The organism is Nocardioides sp. Root151, assembly GCF_001427925.1.
Taxonomy (GTDB): Bacteria; Actinomycetota; Actinomycetes; order Propionibacteriales; family Nocardioidaceae; genus Nocardioides.
The window spans coordinates 502,618-524,900 of sequence record NZ_LMGG01000007.1; the positions used below are offsets into that span (position 1 = coordinate 502,618).

Here is a 22,283-nt window from a genome sequence, read left to right on the forward strand (position 1 = left end):
CCTCACTCCCAGCTGCCACCGACCATGACGCGAACCGGCTTGGGCATGGGCGCGGCGGCGTCGGCGACCTGGGAAAGGTCACCGTCGAGGACGACCAGGTCGGCACGCATCCCGGGTGCGAGGGTGCCGACGTACTGCTCCTCGTGCACCAGGTAGGCGCTGTCGACCGTCATTGCCTGAACCGCACGGTGCACGTCGATGCGCTCGGCCGCGCCGAGCACCGAGCCGCCGCTGGTGAGGCGGTTGACGGCGGTGCGCAGGGTCGCGAGCGGATCCATCGGCGTGATGGGGCAGTCGGAGTGCAGCCCGAACCGCAGGCCCGCAGCAGCCGCCGAGGCGAGCGGGTCGAGGAAGTCGCTGCGCACGTCACCCAGGAACCTCTCGCGGTGCCGGTCACCCCAGAAGTAGACGTGGTTGACGAAGAAGCTCACCCCCACACCCGCCTCCTTCAACGCGTCGAGGTCGGCCGTGCTCGTCACCTGGCAGTGCTCGATCCGGTGCCGCGGGTCGTGCGTGCCCTGCCCGGCGCGGTTGATCGCGGTCAGCGCAGCGCCGACCGCGGCGTCGCCGTTCGCGTGGACGGCGAGCTGGCCGCCGGCCGCGGCGACGGGCGCCACCATCGCGTCCAGCACCTCCTGGGGCTGCAGGAGCTCGCCGTGGTGCCCCGGGTCGCAGAGGTACGGCGCGCGCAGGGCCGCGGACAGCCCCTGGATCGAGCCGTCGGCCCAGAACTTGGCGCCGGCGAGGCGGAAGCGGCCGACGGACTGCCCCGCCGCTTCGAAGACCGTGTCGCCGTCGAGGGGCAGGTCTCCCCGCAGGAAGCCCACGACGCGGACCGGCAACCGGCCCTCGGCGTCCAGCCGACGGTAGGCGTCCAGCTCCTCGGGGCCGCCGATCAGGCCGACACCGAGGTCGTGCACGGTGGTGATGCCGCGTTCACGAGCCCGGGACAGTGCGCGGAGCAGGGCGTCCTCCAGGTCCGTGTCCGAGAGTGCCGGCACCGCCGCGAGCACCCGGCTCACCGCGTCGATCTCCCAAGCCATGCCGGTCAGTCGCCCCGATGCGTCCCGCGGGAACCGAGGGTCGTCGATCGCGACGGTCTCCTCATCGACCTGCGCCAACGCCAGAGCGACCGTGTTGGCGACCAGGAAGTGACCGGAGATGTGCGAGACGATCACCGGGTCGGTGCTGCTGACGGCGTCCAGGTCGTCGCGGGTCGGGTGGCGTCCCTCGGCCAGCAGGGTGTCGTCGTACCCCCACCCGCGGATCCAGGCCCCGCTCTCCACGGGCAGGGCGGCCAGCGCCGCCTGCAGGTCGGGGATGGTGCCGACACCGGGCGAGCGACAGTCGGCCCACAGGTCGGTCAGTCCGGTGTACGCCGGGTGCACGTGGGACTCGATGAGGCCCGGCAGCACGGTGGCGCCCTCGAGGTCGAGGCGTTCGACGTGCGCGGAGGCCAGAGTGGCCACCTCCGACTCCGTGCCGACGGCCACCACGACCCCGTCCCGGACCAGGATCGCCTCGGCCCCCGGCCGATCGGGATCCATGGTCACGACGTCGGCGCCGACGAGGAGCAGTTCGCTCATCGAGCCTCCACCACCTTCGCCGTGGGGCGGGGCGAACGCGTCGAGTGCGACCGGGGGCGGAGAGCGCGCAGGCCCGGCACGGGGTGCTCGGCCGGCCACACCACGCGGCTGACGATCACCACGGTCGCGTTGACCAGCAGGGCCAGGAACCCGATGTTGAGACCGTGCTCGGCCCACCAGGGCGGAGTGTCCGCGCCCTCCTGGACCATGAACATGGCCAGGACGAGGACGTCGCCGACGATCACGCCGAGCGCCAGCGCGGCGGGGCGGACCTTCCAGCCGAAGATCATGGCGAGGAAGACGATGAGCGCCTGGGTGACGCCGTAGTACGAGGTGTTGACCAGCGTGAGCAGCAGCGACGGCAGCTCCAGGGTCAGCACCAGCGAGACGATCAGATAGGCGAAGATCACGACTCGCACCCAGCTGCGCTGCTTCTCGGCGGGGATGCCGCGGATGATGTTGCGGGACACCAGTGAGCCGATGCCGAGGGCCGAGCCGCACAGGACGACGATCGCGCAGAGCGCTGCGCCACCGGCGACCAGGCCGGTCAGCCAGTCCGGCAGCACCTGGCGTGAGAGCTGCAGCAGCGCCTGGTTGGAGGCGGGACCCTCCAGCCGGTGCGGCAGGAGTACGACGGCGGCGAACGCTGCCGCGACCAGGAACGGGTACATCAGCATGTAGAGCGGGTTGAATCGCGCCGCACGCTTGAGAGTGCCCTCGGACTTGGCGGCGAAGATGGCCTGGGCGATGAACGGGAAGACGAAGAACCCCATCGCCTGGAAGACCACGGTCGTCATCGTGAACGTCAGCGACGAGCCCGTGAGCGTGTAGTGGGTCGACGGTACGGCGCCGGCATCGGCCGCCTTGTCGAACAGCGCGGTCGTGCCGTCCGACTTGGCGACGGCGGCCAGGCCCACGAGGATCGCGCCGAGGAGCAGTGCGCCGTCCTTGACGAACGAGACGAACGCGGGCGCGCGGACCCCCGAGAGCAGCAGGAAGACCATGGTGAGTCCCGCGCCGGCGAGGACCGCGGCGGTCGGGTCGATCCGGATGCCGAGCGCGCTCATCGCCACCTGGAGGCCGGTCAGCTGGAGCTGGCCCCACGGGATCAGGAAGATGACCGACGAGATCGCGATGGTGAGCTCGAGCGGACGCGAGCGGAAGTGGGAGCCGGCGGCGTCGGGCAGCGTCATCGCGCCGTAGCGCTTGCCGGCCTGCCACAGGTAGGGCGCCAGCCAGTAGCCGATCGGGTAGGCCAGCAGGATGTAGGCGATGAACCACACGCCGTAGTTGGCCCCGAAGGCGTAGACGCCGCCGGGGAAGCCGAGCAGCGTGCCGATGCTGTAGGCCTCACCGGCACCGAGCACGAAGATCAGGATCGGGCCGAACGACCGGCCACCGACCAGGTAGTCGTCGATGTCGGCACTGCTGGCGCGCCGGGACATGATGCCGGCGGCGAGCGCCAGGCCGAGGACGAGGCTGAACGTCAGGAGGATCATGCGAGCTCCTCCGCGTCCTGCAGCTCGCGCTCGACGTACTCGGCCTCGTCGTAGCACTTCCACGCGACGTGGATGCACAGGGCGGTCAACGGCATCCAGAGGAAGAGCCAGGCGAAGAGGACCGGGAAGCCCGCAACCTGGGCTGTCGAGTCGGCGAACATGAGAATTCCACCGAGGACGCCCACGGAGGGCACCCCGATGGAGAGCAGGACGCTCTTGAGCTCGTTGGACATGGTGTGCTCCAGGTGAGTGGGGGAAACTGATTTCAGTGTGTCCCCGGTCACGCCGGACGGGCCACTGCGAATGCACGATCCTGTGCGTCGGATTTCGTGAAATTCACCAAGGAGGAACCGTGGCCGCGGACGACACCCTCGCCCGGGCATGCGCCCGGGTCGCCGAGGACCTCGACGGGCTCGTCGGACGCGTCGTCTCCCGAATACGTTCCGTGGTTCCGGCGTACTCGGTCGTGGCCTACCAGGAGCAGTTCGACTACATCCGCAGCGAGTTCGCCACCATGCTGGACTGCCTGGCCCGGGGCGCGGCGCTCCCTGCTGACCTGGTCGAGAAGACCCGCGAGGTCGGGAAGCGACGCGCGCAGCAGGGCATGACCCTGCAGGACGTCGTCCAGAGCTACCACCTCGGGCTCAAGGAGATCTGGTCGTCCCTGGTGGAGCAGGGCGGGGACGCCGGCCCGGCGCTGCTCGACGCGTCCAGCTACCTCTGGGACAACGTGCATGTGCTGACCTCGGCCGTCGCGGTGGGTCATGGTGAGGCCACGCGCAGTGCCCAGGCCGTCAGGGTCGGACTGCGCTACCGCCTCCTCGAGGCACTCGCCCAAGGGTCGGGGTCGGTGGGCGCGGACCTGGAGGGGCTGGCGAACCGCCTCGGCTTCGACGTGAGTGGCCCCTTCGCGGCGATCGTCACGTCCGCCGCGGAATGGAGTGAGGTGGACGTCGAGTCCGTCCAGGCGGTCCTGGAGCGAACGCATCGCGGCACTGACGGCCACCGAGGTCTCGTCCAGTGCAGCCGGGTGGGTGATCTCGTCATCACCCTCACGCAGCACAGCGCGTCCGGGAGGCTGGTCGAGTCCCTGCGTGGGCATCGCGGCGCGGTCTCCGTGGGGGTCGGGATGCCGCGCTCGGGCCTGGCCGGCGCCGCCGCCAGCATCGAGGACGCCCGGCTCGCGGCACGCGCCGCCCCGGCCGGGTCCGTCGCGTACTTCGAGGATGACTGGATCGCCGCGCTGCTGGCGGCCCACCCGGCGCAGTGCCGCCCACTCCTGGCTGCGGGGGACGCTGCGGCGCGCGAGCAGACCCACCTGGCCGACGCTGTGACGGCGTACGCCGAGAACGGCTTCTCGGTGAGTGCGGCCGCGCGGGCGTTGCACCTGCATGCCAACTCGGTGACCTACCGCCTCGAGCGTTGGGCGCAGCTGACCGGGTGGGACCCGCGCACGTTCGACGGTCTCCTCAGGTCTGTGGCGTGTCTGCGCACGCGGAGCCTTCCCGGCTCCGAGTGAGCTTCACTCGAGCGAGCTCGGGTCGGCGGGTACGTCGACCGAGTGCTCCTCGAGCAGCTCGCGGGGGATCGCCTCGAGGGCGCGCTCGTTCGTGGCCGCGAGTACGACGGGTGCTGCGGCGCCGGCCTCGTAGGACTGGAGCCACCGTGGCGCGACGACGCACCAGCGATCGCCCGGCACCAGGCCTGGGAAGTGCCACTCGGGACGTGGCGTGGTGAGGTCGTTGCCGACCGACTTCTGGTGCTCGAGGAACTCCGTGGTCATCACCGCACAGACCGCGTGCAGTCCGACGTCTTCGGGCCCGCAGGAGCACAGTCCGTCGCGGTAGAAACCGGTCACCGGATCATCGCCGCACGGCTCGAGCTCGCCGCCGTTCACGTTGCGCTCGGAGGACATGCCCGGATCCTCCCACGAGTGGCCTGTGGAGAACCGGATGACCGGTCGGGAGATCGCGCCAGACTTGGTTCCCTTCATCGACGGGGAGGATTTTCAATGTCGAACGACGCCGGATTCGGCGTACGACCGCCGGCGCTGCGTGACGCCGCAGGGGCGATTGCGCGCGCCGCCGAACGCGTGGGCGCCCTCGAGCCCGCCTCGGCGCTGAACCGGATCGAGCGGGCAATGCCGGGCTCCGCCAGCGCTGCGGCGGCCCGCGACCTGGCCCGGGTCTGGCGCAAGGGGTACGCGGAGTGGGAGGCGGCCGCACGGCGCCACGGCGTCGCGTTGCGGGCCGGGGCCGACGACTACGAGGCCGTCGACGCACGGGCCGCTGCTCGCCTCGAGTCGAGGGGGAGCCGTGACCCTCTCGACCGGTGACCTGCTGGCGTGGCTGCCCCACAACCTGGCGGCCGCGGCCGATGCCCTGGCCGGCACCGGCGCCTCCCTGCGCGCCCTCCAGGACGAGCTCGACGACGCCTCGGTCATCGGCCTCTGGACCGGGTCCGCCGGTGCCTCCGCAGAGGCCGATCGGCTTCGGCTCGTGCACGCCATGAACGACCTCGTGGCCTCGACGGCGTGTGTCGTGCGGGGCCTCGACGTGGCGGCCGAGGGGGCGGCCCATGCGCGACGGGTGCTCGTGGAGGCGATGGAGTGGGCCCGCGCCGAGGGTTTCGCGGTCGACCTGGCGGGAGCCGTGCTCGACGTACGCCCGCCGTCGCCGGACCCGCACGCGGTGGCCGACCGGCTGCGTCGGCACCACGAGATCAGCGACCACGTCGAGCAGGCGCTGGTCGCGGCCCGGCACACCGACGAGGAGCTCGCCGGTCTGCTGGGCGTGGTGGCCCTGGGTTTGGTCGACGGTGGCTCCGGGCGCTTGTCGGGCGCCGCGACCCTGGGCACCCGGGAGGGCGAGCGCACCCTGCTCACGCCTCCGGTCGGCGGTCGCGTCGGCGACTGGAACGCGTGGTGGTGGGGGCTCACCGACGGTGAGCAGCGCCGCATCATCGCCCTGCACCCGGAGTGGATCGGCAACACCGACGGCATCCCGGCCCGGGCCCGACACCTGGCCAACCTGCGCCTTCTTGCCCGGTGGGGTACGCCGACCGCCGGCCTGCGCGCCCTGCAACGGCTGCTGGCCGCGCACCCGGGCGAGCGGCAGCTGCTGGCCCTTGACACCACGGGTCGGGACCTGCGGGTGGTGCTCGGCGTCGGAGACCTCGACCGGGCCCGCCACGTGCTGGTGGTGACGCCCGGCTTCGGCACCACCGTCGCCGGCGATCTCGATGCCTGGGACGACCGGTTGGTCGACCTGCTGGCCAGGTCCCGGGCGCTCGACGGCGGGCCGGCCTCCGACCACGCGGCGGTGCTGTGGCTCGGCCACGCGCCGCCGCAGCTCGACGACACGCTGGTGCCCGGCCGCACCGTGCTGCGCGACGACGCGGCCCGCTCGGCGGCGGACGACCTGGCCGGTTTCCTCGACGGGGTCGACGGATCACGCGCCGATGACCCGCACCTGGGGGTGGCCGGCCACTCCTACGGGTCGCTGGTCACGGGTCTCGCCCTGCGGCACTCGACCGGTGTCGACGAGGGCGCCTTCCTGGGGTCTCCCGGCACGGGCACCGACGACCTCGGCGACCTCGACCTGCCGCGCGGCCATGCGTTCCACCTCGAGGCCAGTGGCGACGTGGTCGGCGACGCCGGGCTGTTCGGCCGGGACCCGTCGTTCCTCGAGGACATGCGCCATCTCTCGACGGAGGCGAGCCCCGAGTGGGGCACGTCGGGCGGGCACGGGCACTCGTCGTACTTCGACGACGGGTCGACCAGCCAGCACAACCTGGCCGCGATCGCCTCGGGGCACCCGGAGGCCCTGGTCGACGACACCGGCCCGCCGTCGTTGCCCGACCTGACCCGCGAGGGCCTGTGGCGGCTGGGAGAGCTCGATGCCCGGCTGGAGGACCTGCTCGCCCGACACGTGCCGGCGTGGCCGTGAAGGACGCGCGCGACACGCCCGTTTTGAGTTTAAGTTGATAAAATCAGTAGACTAACTCTCAGTTGGGTCGAAGTGGCCCGATCGCGGGTGTCGCAGACCCCGCCCACCCGGGTGCATCCAGAGGGGTAGACATGCGTGTCTCCGTGATCGGGACCGGATATCTCGGTGCAGTACACGCGGCCGGAATGGCCGAGCTGGGCTTCGACGTCGTCGGTGTCGACGTCGACGAGAGCAGGGTCGCCACGCTCCAGGAGGGCCGCGCGCCGTTCTACGAGCCCGACCTCGAGCCGCTGCTGCGCAAGCATGTGGGCTCCAGCGGCCGGCTCCGCTTCTCGACCGACTTCGCCACCGTGCGCGACGCCGACGTGCACTTCCTGTGCATCGGCACGCCCCAGCGCAGCGGTTCGACCGCCGCCGACCTCACCTACCTCGAGGCCGCCGTCGAGACCCTCGGCACGCTGCTGGCCGGGCGCACCGCGGTGGTCGTCGGCAAGTCGACCGTGCCGGTCGGCACCGCCGACGTGCTGCAGGCCAGGCTCACCGAGCTCGCCGGGCCGGGCGTCGAGCTCGCCTGGAACCCCGAGTTCCTGCGCGAGGGCTACGCCGTGGAAGACACGCTGCGCCCCGACCGCCTCGTCTTCGGAGTCCGTTCGCCGGACGCGGAGGCCACCCTGCGGCGCGTCTACGCCGAGACGATCGAGTCGGGCACCCCGGTCATCGTCACCGGCTACGCCACCGCCGAGCTGGTCAAGACCAGCGCCAATGCGTTCCTGGCCACCAAGATCTCGTTCATCAACGCCGTCTCGGACCTGTGCGACGTCACCGGCGCCGACGTCACCACCCTGGCCGACGCGATCGGGCTCGACGCCCGCATCGGACGCCGCTTCCTCAACGCCGGCCTCGGGTTCGGGGGCGGCTGCCTGCCCAAGGACGTGCGGGCGTTCCGTACCCGCGCCGAGGAGCTCGGCGCGGGAGCCTCCTTCCGGTTCCTCGACGAGGTCGACCAGATCAACCTGCGCCGGCGCGACAAGGTCGTCGGGCTCGCCCACGAGCTGGTCGGCGGCGACGTCCGCGGTCGACGGATCGCCGTGCTCGGCGCGTCGTTCAAGCCGCACTCGGACGACGTCCGCGACTCGCCGGCGCTCGACGTGGCCACCCAGCTCGCCCTGGTCGGTGCCGACGTGCACGTCTACGACCCGGTCGCCAACGGCGTGGCCGCTGCCGCCGCGCCGCAGCTGTCGTTCGACAAGAGCGCCTTCGAGGCCTGCCGCGGTGCGGACGTCGTGCTGCACCTGACCGAGTGGCCGGAGTTCCGCGCCGTCGACCCGGCCGCCCTGGCCGAGGTGGTCGGCGAGCTCAACGTCATCGACGCCCGCAACTGCCTCGACCGGGACCGCTGGCGCGGCGCCGGCTGGACCTACCGCGGACTCGGTGTCGCATGACGGACGTCGTGACCAGCCCGCTGGCCGGACCGTCGATCGGCCCGCAGGCGCCGACGCTGACCCGGGTCCGCACGGCAGTCTCCGTGGTGATGCCGGTGCTCAACGAGGAGCGCTACCTCGAGGAGTCCGTACGCCGGGTGCTCGACCAGCACTACGACGGCGAGGTCGAGCTCGTGCTCGCGGTCGGGCCCAGCAAGGACCGCACCATGGAGATCGCGCGCACGCTGGCCGAGACCCACCCGCGCGTCGCCGTCGTCGAGAACCCGACGGGCTTCACGCCCCACGCCCTGAATGCGGCGATCGCGGCGACCAGCCATCCGTTCGTCGTCCGCGTCGATGCACACGGCTTCCTGCCCGACGGCTACCTCGAGGACGTCGTCGACCTCCTCGAGTCCACCGGTGCGGCCAACGTCGGCGGCATGATGCGGGTCGAGGGCGACACGTCGTTCGGCCACGCGGTCGCGGCGGCGATGTCCTCGCCGCTGGGCATCGGCGGGTCGAAGTTCCACGTCGGTGGTGAGCCCGGGCCGGCCCGCACCGTCTACCTCGGCTCGTTCCGGCGCGACGCGCTGGTCAAGGTCGGCGGCTTCGACGAGCACTTCCTGCGCGCCCAGGACTGGGAGCTCAACTACCGGCTGCGGCAGGCCGGCGAGACCGTCTGGTTCACCCCCGACCTGGCCGTGGTCTACCGACCGCGGCGCGACTTCAACGCCCTGCGCCGGCAGTTCTTCGGGTCCGGGCAGTGGCGCCGCCAGATCGTCGACGAGCACCCCGACACGGCCTCGTTCCGCTACCTGGCCGCGCCCGTCGTCACCGGCCTGGTCGCCCTCGGCTCCCTCCTGGGACTGGTCGGTCTCGTGCTCGCACTGGTCCCGGGGCTGCACGTCCCCGGCTCCGCCTGGCTCACCCTCGGGTTCCTCGCGCCGTTCGGCTACGCGTTCGGAGTGCTGGGTGCGACGTACGAGATGGGGCGCCGGCGTCGGCTGCCCTGGCGGGCGCGGGTGCTGCTGCCGTTCGTGGTGGCCACCATGCACCTCTCGTGGGGCAGTGGATTCCTCCGCTCCATCCCCCGTTCCTCCCGCCGCTGATCCCGATACTCCCTGACGTTTCGGCCCTGATCTCCCGATACTCCCTGACGTTTCGGCCCTTCTCCACCGGGGTGGGGGGACCGAAACGTCAGGGAGTATCCAGTTCTGGGGGCCGAAACGTCAGGGACTATCGATCGGGGGCGTTGGCGATGGCGCCGAGCCGGCTGACGAACTCGCCGGATCGGCGGGCCCAGTCGAGGTGGTCGGCGGCGTGGCGGTGGCCGAGGGTGCCCATCCGCAGGCGGGTGGCGGGTTCCGCGTGCAACGCCAGTACGGCGTCCGCGACGGCCGAGGCCACGGCTGACGGCTCGCCGAACGGTACGACGACGCCCGACCCGACCGACGTGACCAGGTGCTCGGCCCGGGGGAGCGGAGTCGTGATGACCGGGACGCCGTGCGCCATGTACTCGACGACCTTGGTCGGCTGGGAGTGCCGGTAGTTCGGCTCGTCGTGCAGCAGGGAGAGCCCGGCCAGGGCGCCGTCGACGTGCTTCATCGCCTCGTCGTGCGGCAGGAAGCCGAGCCAGTCGACCCGTGAGGACGCGTCGGTCAGCGCCGCGGTGGCCTCCTGGTCGGCATGGCCGATGGCCTGCACCATGATGCCGGCGGGCGCCAGCAGCCGTGCCAGCGCGACCAGCTCGTGCACGCCACGGGCCCGGGAGAGATGGCCGACGTAGACCACCCGCGGGTCATCGGGCGGGGCCGGGTCCTGCGGCACGCGCGTGGTGTTGGGCACGACGGGATGCCGCTTGCGGAAGCGGAGCTGGTAGGCCTCTTCGGCGAGCAGGAGGTGGTGGCGGCGCTCGGCACGGCGCTCGATCCGGCGGACCGCCCAGGCCGCGGGACGACCGAGCCCGGCGGGCAGCCATGGCTTCAGCGAGATCGCGGCGGCGGTGTCTTCGTGCACGTCCCACACGACATGCGGGTGGTGGAAGCTGCCGACCGCGAGGAGCAGCTCGGGATCGTGCAGCAGCACGATGTCGTGGTCGGCGCCCAGCCGGTCGAGGAGCGCCCGGGCCGCGCGCATCGAGGCGAGCCGTGACGTGCCCAGGGCGCGCGGCACGTCGACCGTGGTCAGCTGCGCGGTCGGAGGCGGCACCGGCAGGCCGTAGCCGGAGAAGGGCGCCGCATAGGTCACCTGCCAACCGGCCTCGAGCAGCGAGGCGATCTGGCGGTGCCGGATGCGGGCGTCCTCCGGGTGGTGGACGACCGTGACCACCAGGGCGCGTGCGGGCAGCGTCATCCCGCGACCGCCTGCTCCGACGAACGGCCGTCGGCCCGGGACCGGGCAGGAGTACGGCGGGCGACCGGCCGGCCGGTCGCCTCGGCATAGGCCTCGAGCACCTCGTCGACCTGGCCGTCCAAGCGGAGTCGTCCACCGTCGACCCACAGCACCCGGTCGCACATGGAGCGGATCGTCGACATCGAGTGGCTGACCAGCAGCACCGTGCCGGCCTCCGAGCGGATCTGGTCGACGCGTTCGCGACTGCGCCGGCGGAACTCCGCGTCGCCCGTCGAGAGCGCCTCGTCGATCATCAGGATGTCGGGGCGGGCCGCCGACGAGATCGCGAACCGGAGTCGCGATCCCATGCCGGACGAGTAGGCCCGCATCGGCAGCTGAAGGAAGTCGCCGATGCCGGCGAAGTCGACGACCTCGTCGAAGCGTTCCTCAACCTGGGCTGGCGTCTGCCCGAGGGCGAGGCCGCCGAGCACGATGTTGCGCTCACCGGTCAGGTCGCGCATCAGGGCCGCGTTGACCCCGAGCAGCGAGGCCGTGCCGTCGGCGTACACGGCGCCGGACTCGGTCGGCAGGACGCCGGCGATGGCGCGCAGAAGCGTGCTCTTGCCGGAGCCGTTGTGGCCGATCACGCCGATCGACTCGCCGTGGTCGGCCACGAACGAGATGCCGCGGACTGCGCGGACCTTGTCGACCGCCCCGACGTGGCGGCCGATCGTGTGCCAGGTCTTCTGCTGTCGCGCGGTCAGTCGGCGCCCGCCGTACGTGCGATAGGTGACGTGCACGTCGTCGACGATGAGGGAGGGACGGTCAGCCACGGCCGTACCTCTCCTCGGCGTGCCAGAAGAAGACGAAGCCCAGCACGAGGGTGACCAGGGCCCACCCGGCAGCCCAGCCCCACAGGGCAGGGGTGAGAGGGACCTCGGAGAGCAGCGTGCCGCGCACCAGTTCGAGGTAGACCGCGACCGGCTGGTGCGAGAGCACGGCGGCCGCGGTGCCGCTGCCGACGTAGTGGTCGATGGAGAAGAAGACCCCGGAGACGTACATCAGCGCGCGCAGCACGAACGGGATCAGCTGCTTCACGTCGCGCCACTGCGAGACGAGCCGCGCGCAGACCAGGGCGACCCCGGTGCCGAAGACCCATTGCAGGCCCACCGCGAGGGGGAGCAGCAGCCAGGTCCAGGCGAACGGCTCGCCGGTGAGCGGCACCAGGACCAGCAGCACGACGAGCGCGGGGACCAGAGTGACCAGCTCGGCCAGCACCGACGCGATCGGCAGGAGTGCCCGCGGGAACTGGAGGGAGGTGATCAGGCCCTGGTTGCCTACGATGGCGTTCGAGCCGGTGGTGATGCTGGCCGAGCTGAAGTGGAACATGAAGACGCCGACCACCAGGAAGCCGATGAAGTTCTCCACGCCGCGGCTGGTGTCGAGCAGCACGCCGAAGACCAGCAGGTAGACCAGCGCCCACAGCACCGGGTTGAGCAGCGCCCAGACCTGGCCGAGGTAGTTGCCCTGGTTGCGCGCGTAGGCCTTCGACCCGGCAAGGGACACCGCGAAGTGCCGCCGCTGCCACATCGTGGCCAGGTAGCGACGCAGGGGCGGGCGTACGCCGACCCGCTGGAGGCCGTGCTCGGCGGCCAGCGCGGCCAGCGGGCTGGGCGCCGTGCTCACAACCTGTTCACCTCGGGCCCGGTGGTCACGCCACGGGTGTCGAAGAACAGGCGCGCGTCGGCGGCCAGCGACGGGACGTCGTACTCGTCGTGGGCCTGCACGAGGATGACCAGGTCGGCGAACGCGATCGCGGTGGCCAGGTCATCGGCGCGGGTGACCGGCACGCCGGCGTCCCACTCCTCGACGCGCGGGTCGTGGTAGACCACGCGGGCTCCGAGGGTGTCGAGCGCCTTGGCCAGCGGCACCGCCGGGGACTCCCGCTGGTCGGCGATGTTGGGCTTGTAGGTCACGCCTAGCAGCAGCACGGTGGAGCCGTGGATCGCCTTGGCGTGGTCGTTGAGCAGGTTCTGCGCGCGGTGTGCGACGTACGACGGCATGGTGGCGTTGATCTCCTCGGCCAGCTCCACGAACCGGAACGGGTAGCCGAGCTTGGCGCGCACGTTGTGGGAGAGGTAGTTCGGGTCGATCGGGATGCAGTGCCCGCCGACGCCGGGCCCGGGGTGGAAGGCCTGGAAGCCGAACGGCTTCGTGGACGCGGCGCGGATGACGTCCCACAGGTCGATCTTGAGCTCGTGGCAGAAGCGGGCCATCTCGTTGACCAGCGCGATGTTGATGTGCCGGTAGGTGTTCTCCAGCAGCTTGGCGGTCTCGGCCTCGCGGGTGCCGGCGGTCTCGACGATCGTGTGCACGAACTTGCCGTAGAACGCCGCGGCCCGCGCGGTGCACGACGCCGTGTGGCCGCCGACGACCTTGGGCGTGTTGACCAGGCCGTACGTCGGGTTGCCCGGGTCGATCCGCTCGGGGGAGAAGGCCAGCGCGAAGTCCTCGCCGGCGACCAGTCCGGAGGCCTCCTCGAGGATCGGGCGGACCAGCTCGTCGGTGGTGCCGGGGTAGGTGGTCGACTCCAGCACCACGAGCCGGCCGGGCAGTAGGTGCTCGGCGATGGCCCGGACGGCGGAGGTGACCGCGCCGAGGTCCGGGCCGCCGTCGGGGCTGAGCGGGGTGGGCACACAGATGACGGTGACGTCGGCGTCGGCGAGGACGGCCGGGTCGTCGGTGGCCCGGAACCCGGTGGACACCATGGCAGCGACGTCGTCGTCGCTCAGGTCGTCGACGTGGGAGACGCCGGCGTTGAGGCCGTCGACGGCGGCGCGGTTCAGGTCGAGGCCGGCGACGCGCAGGCCCGCGGCCGTGGCGGCCTGGGCCAGCGGCAGCCCGACGTAGCCGAGGCCGACGACCACGAGGTCGAGGTCAGTGGTCCGGGTCATGAGGTGACTCCTTCGATCAGGCAGGTGCCGGTGCGGATCTCGTCGTAGAGGCGGGCGCAGGTCTGTGCGGCCCGTTCCCAGGTGCGGTGGGCGAGCACGTCGGCCCGGCCGTTGGCGCCGAGCCGTCGTCGTACGTCGGGGGCGGCGGCCAGCTCGGCGAGCACGTCGGCCAGGGCGTGCGCGTCTCCGGCGCGGACCAGCCGGCCGTTGTGTCCGTCGCGGACCAGCTCGCGCAGCGGCGGCAGGTCGCTGGCCACCACCGGACGACCCAGCGCCAGTGCCTCGACCGGCTTGATCGGCGGCACCAGTCGGGTCACCGGGAGGTCGAGGCGGGGCGTGGCGTGGATGTCGATGCGCTGGTGCTGCGCCACGACCCGGTCGGGGTTGACCCGCCCGGTGAACTCGGCGTCGATGCCTGCGGCACACGCCCGGGCCTGGAGCGCGGTGCGGGCCGGCCCGTCGCCGACCAGGAGCAGGCGCGCGGTGCCCGGGGGCAGCAGGGCCACCGCGTCGATGAGGACGTCGAGGCCCTCGTAGTCGTTGAGGGTGCCGACCGCGCCGACGGTGACCGGTCTCGATACACCGCCTCGTGCCTCGGCGGCACTCGACCTCCGAGCCTCCTGCTTTTCGGTGGTCGAGTAGCGAGCGCCAGCGAGCGTATCGAGACCCGGCGCCACGAACTGGTCGCCGACGGAGTTGGGAACCACGTGCACCTTGGCGGCCGGGATGCCGCGGGCCACGATCGCCTCGCGCATCACCTCGCTGATCGTGAGGACGGCGTCGGCCTCGCGCATGCAGTGCGTCTCGACCGCCCGGGTCAGCCGCTGGCGTTCGTTGGGCAACGCGTCGGGCCCGCGGCGGGAGCGCTCGGTCTCCTCCAGGAAGCCGCGCACCTCGTAGACCACGGGCAGGTCGAACCGTTCACGCAGGGCCAGGGCGACCCGGGCGTTGAGGTGGTTGCTGTGCGCGTGCAGTACGGCGGGCCGCATCCGCTCCACGAGGCGGGCGGTGCGCTCGACGTCCTTGGCCAGCGCCCGGTCGGCGCGCAACGGCACGGTGGTGAGGATGCGGTGGTAGGGGACGTCGTCGACGTACTCCACCGCCGGGACGGCGAGGTGGCCGCGGGTCACCGGGTAGCCGATGCGGGTGGCCGCACGCGCGTCGGTGCCCGCGGCGCGCTGGGCGGCCAGCAGGCCCTGGGTGCGGGTCGTGTAGCCGGCGACGGAGTGGGGGAGCGAGTTCGTCACCAGGTGCAGGACGGAGGGAGTCGGCTCCGGAGTGCCCGGGTGCAGGGGGCGCTCCGGAGCCGACGTCTGGGGGTCGGTCAGCACCGACAGCTCGCCGGCGAGGTGCTCGCGCAGGCGGGCGCCGGATCGACCGGCGTGGGTGGCGTGTTCATGGGCCCGGCTCAGCTCGCCCGCGGCGTACGCCGACTGTGCCTCGGCGTACGCCGGCCCGCGCCCGGAGGTGGTGACCAGGCGGGTGAGCGGGCCGGCGACGCCGGGCAGGACACGTGCGCCGATCGAGGCGGTGTGTCCGCGCCCGCGGGCCAGATGCCTCCGGACCACCGAGGCGGCGATCGGGAGGTTGCGGGCGGCGAGGAGCAGTCGGGCCGTCGTGCGTGACGCGGTCATGGCTGCTCCTCTCGTGTGGTGACGGGCGCGCCATGGCGTCCCTCGATTACTAAGTACAGTAACTTACTAGATATAGTACCGAAGCGGCGAATCGAGTCGTGTCGCCGCCCAGGTCCCACGTCGTAGATCCACCAGGAGAGGCCCCCATGACCACGAAGCTCACCCATGTGGCCGGAGCCCGCCCCAACTTCCCGAAGGCGGCTCCGGTGATCGCGGCCGCCGGCGAGCTCGGCCTCGAGCAGACGCTGGTGCACACCGGCCAGCACTACGACGAGGCGATGTCGGAGGTGTTCTTCCGCCAGCTCGGCCTGCCCACCCCGGACGTCGACCTCGGCGTCGGCTCGGGCAGCCATGCCACCCAGACCGCCCGCATCATGACCGGCCTCGAGGAGCTGTTCCTCGCCCAGCGGCCCGACATCGTGGTCGTCTACGGCGACGTGAACTCGACCGTCGCCGCCGCCCTGGTCGCCGCGAAGCTGCAGATCCCGATCGCCCACGTCGAGGCCGGCCTGCGCTCCTTCGACCGCACCATGCCCGAGGAGGTCAACCGCCTGGTCACCGACCGGCTCTCCGACCTGCTCTTCGCGACCAGCCCCGACGCGGTCGCTCACCTCGGCAACGAGGGTGTGGCCGCCGACCGGATCCACCTGGTCGGCAACCCGATGATCGACACCCTGCTGGCCAACCTCGACCGGTTCGACGTCGCCGCCGCCCGCGCGCGACACGGCCTCGAGGGTGACTACGCCGTCGCCACCCTGCACCGTCCGGCGAACGTCGACGACCCGGCCGACGCATCGGCACTGGTCAAGGCACTGCACGCGGTGGCCGACCAGGTCGACCTCGTGCTGCCCCTGCACCCGCGCGGCCGTGCGGCCTTCGAGGCGGTCGGCCTCTTCGACCACCCGCGCGTGGTCGTGCTCGACCCCCAGGGGTACGTCGAGTTCCTCGGCCTGGTCCGCGGCGCCCGGGCAGTCGTCACCGACTCCGGCGGCGTCCAGGAGGAGACCACGATCCTCGGCATCCCCTGCCTGACCCTGCGACCCAACACCGAACGCCCGGTGACGATCACCCACGGCACCAACCAGCTGGTCACCCGCGAGGACGTCCCGTTCGTCCTCGCCGACGTGCTCGCTGCGCCTGTTGCGACGGCCCACCGGGTGCCGCCGCTGTGGGACGGCCAGGCCGGTGCCCGCATCGCCGCCGTGCTCCAGGAGTTCCTGTGAGCCGGTTGCTGCGCCGGGTACGCCGACCCCGCCTGCCGGCGTTCGAGCTGCCCGAGGTGCACCCGGCCCGGACGACGAAGGCGGCGGTGATCCTCGACCCGTTCTCCGAGCTGGCCTTCGGCTACGAGTGGCACCAGGTGAAGGTGACGCCGACCGACTGGCGGGCGGTCCTGACGGAGCAGCGCCCCGACCTGCTCTTCGTCGAGTCGGCGTGGAACGGCAACGACGGTGCCTGGCGGCTGCACATGACCCGCGACCACCAGCCGTCGCCGGAGCTGCGCGCCCTGGTGGCGTGGTGCCGCGACGAGGGCATCCCGACCGTGTTCTGGAACAAGGAGGACCCGCCCAACTACGACGTCTTCCTCGAGACCGCCCGGCTCTTCGACCAGGTCTTCACCGTCGACGCCGACCGGATCCCGGTCTACCAGCGCGACCTCGGCCACGAGCGCATCGACCTGCTGCCCTTCTCCGCCCAGCCGCGGCTGCACAACCCGGTACGCCGCGGCAAGGGCCGGGTGCTGCCGATCGCGTTCGCCGGCACCTGGTTCGCCGAGAAGCACCCGGAGCGTCGCGAGCAGATGGAGCAGCTGCTGCGCCCGGCGCTCGACCGCGGACTGCACATCTGGTCGCGCATGCAGCGTGGCGACAAGCGTTACCGGTTCCCGGCGCCCTACCGCAGCCACGTCGTCGGGTCGTTGCCCTATCCGAAGATGCTCGCGGCCTACTCGGCGTACAAGGTCTTCCTGAACGTGAACTCGGTGACCGGCTCCAAGACGATGTGCAGCCGCCGGCTCTTCGAGCTCTCTGCCGCGCAGACCGCCGTGATCACCACGCCGGCGGCCAGCATCGAGCCGTTCTTCGGCTCCGACCTCGAGGTGGTCCGCGACGCCGACGAGGCGCGCGCCGCGATCGACGTGCTGCTCGGCCAGGACGAGTACCGCGACCGCCAGGCGCTCAAGGCGCACCGTCGGGTGTTCGACGAGCACCTCTGCACGCACCGCGTGGACACCGTGCTGCGCTCCCTCGGTCTCGATCTTCCGTTGGTCGAGGAGCGAGCGTCAGCGAGCGTCTCGAGACCCGGCGAGGTGGTCTCGACTGGTTCGACCACCACGCAGGTCAGTGCGGTCGTCCCGACGATGCGGCCCGAGCAGCTCGACCACGTGCTCGCCATGCTCGGCAGCCAGAGCCACCGCGACCTCCAGCTGGTGCTGGTCACCCACGGCTTCGAGGCGCCGGCCGACCTGGCCGTGCGCGCGGCACGCGCCGGGCTCGACAACGTGGTCACCAGGTACGCCGACGCGCCGCTCACCCTCGGCGCCTGCATGAACCTCGGCGTCGACGCGGCCGACGGTGAGCTCGTCGCCAAGGTCGACGACGACAACTTCTACGGCCGGCACTACCTGACCGACCTGGTGCGGGCGCTGGACTACTCCGGCGCCGACGTGACCGGCAAGTGGGCGCACCTGGTGCACCTCGAGTCCAGCGGCGCCACGCTGCTGCGCTTCGAGCACGCCGAGCACCGGTTCACCGACCTGGTGCAGGGCGGCACCCTGCTGACCCGTCGCGAGCTGGCCCGCGACGTGCGTTTCGAGGACCTGCCGCGCCGGGTCGACACCACGTTCCTCGAGAAGGTCAAGGCGCGCGGCCTGACCACCTACTCCGCGGACCGCTTCAACTTCGTGTCCGTGCGCCGGGTCGACCCCGGCAGCCACACCTGGCCGATCACCGAGAAGCAGTTGATGGCGCGCTCGTCGCGGCTCCTGTTCTACGGCAACCCCTACCCGCATGCGGAGGCATGATGACGCTCATCGCTGACGGTCTGAAGGTAGACCCGAACGACAGCCCTGACCGCGCCGACGGCCCCAAGCGCCGAGCCGGCAGGAACGACACGACGAAGGCGGCCAAGGGCAACAGTCGGATCCGCCGCGACATCGAGGGCCTGCGCGCCGTCGCCACCTTCCTCGTCCTGCCCTACCACGCAGGGCTGATGCTCTTCCCCGGCGGCTTCGTCGGCGTCGACGTCTTCTTCGTCATCTCCGGGTTCGTGATCACCGGTCAGCTGATGAAGGAGGTCGACCGCACCGGACGCGTCGGACTCCTCGGCTTCTACGCGCGCCGGGCCAAGCGCCTGCTGCCGGCCGCCTCCGTGGTGCTCGGCGCGACCGCCGTGATGACCTGGCTGTGGGTGCCGAAGATCAGGTGGGAGACCACCGGCGGCGACATCGTCGCGTCCGCGCTCTACTTCGTGAACTGGCGCCTGGCCGACCGCTCGGTCGACTACCTCGCCGAGGACATCACTCCGTCGGCCGTGCAGCACTACTGGTCGTTGTCGGTCGAGGAGCAGTTCTACTTCGTGTGGCCGATCCTGCTGCTCGGCGCCGTGGTGCTCGCCGCGCGACTCGGCGTACGACGCAAGCCGGCGCTGCTGGTCGGTCTCGCCCTGGTCGCCCTGCCGTCCTTCGCCTGGGCGGTGCACCAGTCGTTCTTCGCCAGCGAGCGGGCCTACTTCATCACCACCACACGCATGTGGGAGTTCACGATCGGCGCCTTCGTGGCGATCCTGGCCACCCGCCTCGACCGGATCCCGAAGGGCCTGGCCATCGTGCTGGCCTGGGCCGGCCTCGGCATGATCCTGCTGGCCGGGCGCATCTACACCTCCGAGATCACCTGGCCCGGCTACTACGCCGTGCTGCCGACCGTGGGCGCGGGCCTGATGATCGCGGCCGGTGTCGCGGCCGGTCCGAAGGGGCCGGTGGCGATCCTGGGCAACCGGTTCATGCTGTTCATCGGCTACCTCACCTACTCGCTCTACCTGTGGCACTGGCCGCTGCTGATCGTGGCCCGCGAGCACTTCGGCGGCATCTCGGTGCTGACCGGACTGGTCATCGTCACGGCGTCGGTGATCCCGGCCTGGCTGACCTTCCACCTCGTCGAGAACCCGCTTCGCAACTCGAAGTTCGTCGGCAACACCAAGGTGTCCCTGTCCCTCGGGGTCAACTGCACCCTCATCGCGGTCGTCGCCGGGCTGATGCTGGTGGCGCTCTTCGGCAAGGCGGCCGGACCCACCATCGACCCGGCGAACGTCAAGGGCTCGATGGCGCTCTCGGCCAGCTCACCAAAGGACGACCCGGCCGGCGAACCGGTCGACTCGGTGCAGGGCGGCATCACGCCGAACCCGCTCGAGGCGCCCAAGGACGTGCCCGACCTGTACGCCGAGGGCTGCCAGGTCGACTCCGACGTGGCCGAGGTCGCCACCTGCGAGTACGGCGCGGCCGACGCGAAGACCACCATCGCGATCGTCGGTGACTCGAAGGCCGCCCAGTGGGTGCCGGCCTTCCAGGTGCTCGCGAAGACCCACGACTGGCGGATCGTGACCTACACGAAGTCGGCCTGCCAGTTCTCCACGGCCACCTCCGTGCTGGACGGCGAGCCTTACGACACCTGCCGTGAATGGGGTGGCGACGTCCTCGACCGGCTCACGGGCGACGAGAAGCCAGACGTCGTGGTGACCGCGGGCCAGCGCGACTCCGCGTTGACCGGCGACGGCGACGACATGAGCGAGGACACCATGCAGGCCGGGTTGGAGGATGCCTGGACCCAGCTGCGTGACGCCGGCATCGAGGTTGTCGTACTCGCCGACACCCCGCAGACCGGCAGCGACGTCTACGCCTGCGTCTCCGAGCACCAGGACGACCTCACCCAGTGCACCTACGACCGCGACCACGGCGTCGAGGCCAGTGGCGTCGGGGTGCAGAAGGCGGCCGCCGACGAGCTCGGCGCGGTCGACATCTCTCCGGGCGCCGCGTCCGACAGCGGTGCCGGCGACACGGGCCTCTACTTCCTCGACCTGGTCGACGCGATCTGCCCGACCGACGAGTGCGCGCCGGTGATCGGCAACGTGCTGGTCTACCGCCAGGGCTCGCACATCACCAAGACCTACATCGAGACGCTCGCACCACGGGTCGAAGAGGCGCTGGCGAAGGCGGGTGTGCGATGAGCCGCCTCGCCCGCCTCCGGGACGTGGCCTCGGGCCTCCGGCCTCGCCCCGCTGAATCCGCGACCACCGATGCGTGGGCGCTGCCGCCGGAGCGAGGGCCTCTGAGGCCCGACGTGCGCGCGGTGGTGCTGGCGGGTCGTCGCCTGACTGACGGGCTGGCCGCCCAGTGGCGCCAGAGCGTGCTACCTGATCTGGTCGGCGCTTCCGTGGGTGGGCAGGAGCTCACGGACGCCGGCCTCCTCCTCGTCGAGTACGTCGACGGTGCGGTGCCCGGGCACGAGGACCTCGTCGTCTCGGCGGCCCTGCGCTCGGCGGCCCGGGCCGGCGTACCCGTCGTGGCCTGGGCGACCGCCGGTGGACCACCGGCAGACGTGACCGCGCTGGTCGAGGCCGGTGCCCGCGTCTTCGTCGCCGACCCGGCGCACCTCGACGCGTGGAAGTCGGTGTCCGACGAGGTGACCGAGCTGCCGGTCGGTGTCGACGTACGCCGCACCGCGGCCGGTGTCGACCGCAGTGGTGCGGTCCTCGTCGTCGACGGACCCGTCGACCCGCGTGTCGCCGGGGCAGTGGCGGCCGACGTGGTCAAGGCGGTCCGGCCCCTCGACGGTGTCTCGGTGCACCTGCGCGACCCGGACGCCCCGGTGAGCAGGGTGCTGCGCGGCCGGGCGCCGCACCCGGTGCCGCTCGACCAGGCGGCCCTGCTCGTCGACGCGCCACGTCACCGCGTCGAGGACGTCTCGACGCTGCTCGACGCAGGCGCCCTCCGCACGCCGGTGGTCACCCTCGACCGGCTGCCCGTGCCTGCCGACCTCGAGGCACACGTCGTCCGCGCCCGTGACGCCCGTGCCCTGCGCAGCGAGATCATCGCCCGCGTCGAGCAGCCGGAGCTCCGTGACCGTGAAGGGCTGGCGCTGCACCGCGCGGTGCAGGCCGGCCATCGCCTCGACGACCGCGTCGACCTGCTGCTGGACGGCATCGCGCCACCGCGGCTGACCGTCCGCTCCGTTTCGGCCATTGTGCCGACCAACCGGCCCCACGAGATCGACAACGTGCTGGCCAACGTCGGTCGCCAGTCCCACCGCGACGTCGAGCTCGTGCTCGTCCTCCACGGCATCGACCTCGACCGGGCCGACCTCGTGGTGCGCGCGGAGGCGGCCGGCGTACCCCACCTGACCGTGGTCGACGCGCCGCGCACCGCCACGCTGGGCACCTGCATGAACCTCGGTCTCGGGGCCTCGAGCGGGGCGTTCGTGGCGAAGATGGACGACGACAACCACTACGGCACCCACTACCTCACCGACCTGCTGGACGCCGGGGTGAGCAGTGGTGCCGGCATCGTCGGCAAGTGGGCGCACTACGTGTGGTTGCGGTCGACCGGGGCCGTGGTGCTGCGCTACCCGGAGACCGAGCACAGCTACGTACGCCGCATCCAGGGCGGCTCGATGCTCTTCGACGGCGACGTGGTGCGCGGCCTGCGGTTCTCCGACATCCCGCGCGCGGTCGACAGCGACATCCTCGACCGGGCCATCTCCGACGGCGTGAAGATCTGGTCGGCGGACCGGTTCAACTTCGTCTCCGTGCGCGGCCTCGACCGGCACGCGCACACCTGGACCGTCGACGACGCGTCCTTCATGACCGCCCACGGGCGGCTCGAGTTCTACGGCGATCCCCGCCAGCACGTGGAGGTCTGA

The 22,283-nt window shown here is 71.7% G+C and carries 18 protein-coding genes; 9 read left to right on the forward strand and 9 right to left on the reverse strand.

Translation table 11 applies throughout. The annotated features are described in order from the left end of the window. Positions 1–2: 2 nt before the first annotated feature. From ASD66_RS19950 to ASD66_RS19960, 3 genes are read right to left on the reverse strand one after another with little or no spacing between them, the layout of a single operon-like run. Positions 3–1,586 carry an amidohydrolase gene (locus ASD66_RS19950; protein ID WP_056892005.1) on the reverse strand — a complete coding sequence of 528 codons (1,584 nt, stop codon included), beginning with the start codon at positions 1,584–1,586 and terminating at the stop codon, positions 3–5. Beyond that, positions 1,583–3,085, reverse strand: a complete 1,503-nt coding sequence (locus tag ASD66_RS19955; protein WP_056892006.1) for a sodium:solute symporter family protein — start codon at positions 3,083–3,085, stop codon at positions 1,583–1,585. Before ASD66_RS19955 ends, ASD66_RS19950 begins: the two co-directional genes overlap by 4 nt. Next, the gene (locus ASD66_RS19960) at positions 3,082–3,318 is read right to left on the reverse strand and encodes a DUF3311 domain-containing protein (RefSeq protein ID WP_056685716.1); all 237 of its coding nucleotides are present in this window, start codon (positions 3,316–3,318) and stop codon (positions 3,082–3,084) included. The genes ASD66_RS19955 and ASD66_RS19960 overlap by 4 nt, the downstream gene beginning before the upstream one ends. 119 nt (positions 3,319–3,437) lie before the next feature. Here ASD66_RS19960 and ASD66_RS19965 point away from each other — a divergent pair, with 119 nt between their 5' ends. Next, complete coding sequence (locus ASD66_RS19965) at positions 3,438–4,604, forward strand: PucR family transcriptional regulator (protein ID WP_056685719.1); 1,167 nt, start codon at positions 3,438–3,440, stop codon at positions 4,602–4,604. A gap of 3 nt (positions 4,605–4,607) precedes the next feature. On the opposite strand, the gene ASD66_RS19970 is transcribed toward ASD66_RS19965, so the two are convergent. Continuing rightward, on the reverse strand, positions 4,608–5,000 hold the full coding sequence (locus ASD66_RS19970; protein WP_056686084.1) for a DUF2237 family protein: 393 nt from the start codon (positions 4,998–5,000) through the stop codon (positions 4,608–4,610). Between the two features lie 96 nt (positions 5,001–5,096). Between ASD66_RS19970 and ASD66_RS19975 the strand changes: the two genes are divergently transcribed. The 4 genes from ASD66_RS19975 to ASD66_RS19990 all read left to right on the forward strand — a co-directional run bounded on the left by ASD66_RS19975 (position 5,097) and on the right by ASD66_RS19990 (position 9,562). Next, the gene (locus ASD66_RS19975) at positions 5,097–5,420 is read left to right on the forward strand and encodes a hypothetical protein (protein ID WP_056892007.1); all 324 of its coding nucleotides are present in this window, start codon (positions 5,097–5,099) and stop codon (positions 5,418–5,420) included. Then, positions 5,401–7,032 (forward strand): alpha/beta hydrolase, encoded by a 1,632-nt coding sequence (locus tag ASD66_RS19980; protein ID WP_056892008.1) that lies wholly within the window; start codon positions 5,401–5,403, stop codon positions 7,030–7,032. The genes ASD66_RS19975 and ASD66_RS19980 overlap by 20 nt, the downstream gene beginning before the upstream one ends. Before the next feature lie 131 nt (positions 7,033–7,163). Then, positions 7,164–8,474, forward strand: a complete 1,311-nt coding sequence (locus ASD66_RS19985; RefSeq protein ID WP_056892009.1) for a UDP-glucose dehydrogenase family protein — start codon at positions 7,164–7,166, stop codon at positions 8,472–8,474. 89 nt (positions 8,475–8,563) lie between these two features. Beyond that, positions 8,564–9,562, forward strand: coding sequence for a glycosyltransferase family 2 protein (locus ASD66_RS19990; protein ID WP_056892344.1), 999 nt, complete (start codon positions 8,564–8,566; stop codon positions 9,560–9,562). 127 nt (positions 9,563–9,689) lie between these two features. On the opposite strand, the gene ASD66_RS19995 is transcribed toward ASD66_RS19990, so the two are convergent. The 5 genes from ASD66_RS19995 to ASD66_RS20015 are packed head-to-tail and all read right to left on the reverse strand — an operon-like array spanning position 9,690 to position 15,372. Next, positions 9,690–10,805, reverse strand: coding sequence for a glycosyltransferase (locus tag ASD66_RS19995; protein WP_056892010.1), 1,116 nt, complete (start codon positions 10,803–10,805; stop codon positions 9,690–9,692). After that, positions 10,802–11,617, reverse strand: coding sequence for an ABC transporter ATP-binding protein (locus ASD66_RS20000; protein ID WP_200950132.1), 816 nt, complete (start codon positions 11,615–11,617; stop codon positions 10,802–10,804). The genes ASD66_RS19995 and ASD66_RS20000 overlap by 4 nt, the downstream gene beginning before the upstream one ends. Further along, complete coding sequence (locus ASD66_RS20005) at positions 11,610–12,470, reverse strand: ABC transporter permease (protein ID WP_056892011.1); 861 nt, start codon at positions 12,468–12,470, stop codon at positions 11,610–11,612. The genes ASD66_RS20000 and ASD66_RS20005 overlap by 8 nt, the downstream gene beginning before the upstream one ends. After that, the gene (locus ASD66_RS20010) at positions 12,467–13,738 is read right to left on the reverse strand and encodes a nucleotide sugar dehydrogenase (RefSeq protein ID WP_056685740.1); all 1,272 of its coding nucleotides are present in this window, start codon (positions 13,736–13,738) and stop codon (positions 12,467–12,469) included. Before ASD66_RS20010 ends, ASD66_RS20005 begins: the two co-directional genes overlap by 4 nt. Continuing rightward, positions 13,735–15,372 (reverse strand): glycosyltransferase family 4 protein, encoded by a 1,638-nt coding sequence (locus ASD66_RS20015; RefSeq protein WP_056892012.1) that lies wholly within the window; start codon positions 15,370–15,372, stop codon positions 13,735–13,737. The genes ASD66_RS20010 and ASD66_RS20015 overlap by 4 nt, the downstream gene beginning before the upstream one ends. A gap of 146 nt (positions 15,373–15,518) precedes the next feature. Between ASD66_RS20015 and wecB the strand changes: the two genes are divergently transcribed. From wecB to ASD66_RS20035, 4 genes are read left to right on the forward strand one after another with little or no spacing between them, the layout of a single operon-like run. Next, complete coding sequence (wecB, locus tag ASD66_RS20020) at positions 15,519–16,595, forward strand: non-hydrolyzing UDP-N-acetylglucosamine 2-epimerase (protein WP_056892013.1); 1,077 nt, start codon at positions 15,519–15,521, stop codon at positions 16,593–16,595. After that, positions 16,592–18,394, forward strand: coding sequence for a glycosyltransferase family protein (locus ASD66_RS20025; RefSeq protein ID WP_200950133.1), 1,803 nt, complete (start codon positions 16,592–16,594; stop codon positions 18,392–18,394). Before wecB ends, ASD66_RS20025 begins: the two co-directional genes overlap by 4 nt. Beyond that, positions 18,394–20,592, forward strand: coding sequence for an acyltransferase family protein (locus tag ASD66_RS20030; protein ID WP_162254297.1), 2,199 nt, complete (start codon positions 18,394–18,396; stop codon positions 20,590–20,592). The genes ASD66_RS20025 and ASD66_RS20030 overlap by 1 nt, the downstream gene beginning before the upstream one ends. Further along, positions 20,589–22,283, forward strand: a complete 1,695-nt coding sequence (locus ASD66_RS20035) for a glycosyltransferase family 2 protein (protein WP_156388812.1) — start codon at positions 20,589–20,591, stop codon at positions 22,281–22,283. Before ASD66_RS20030 ends, ASD66_RS20035 begins: the two co-directional genes overlap by 4 nt.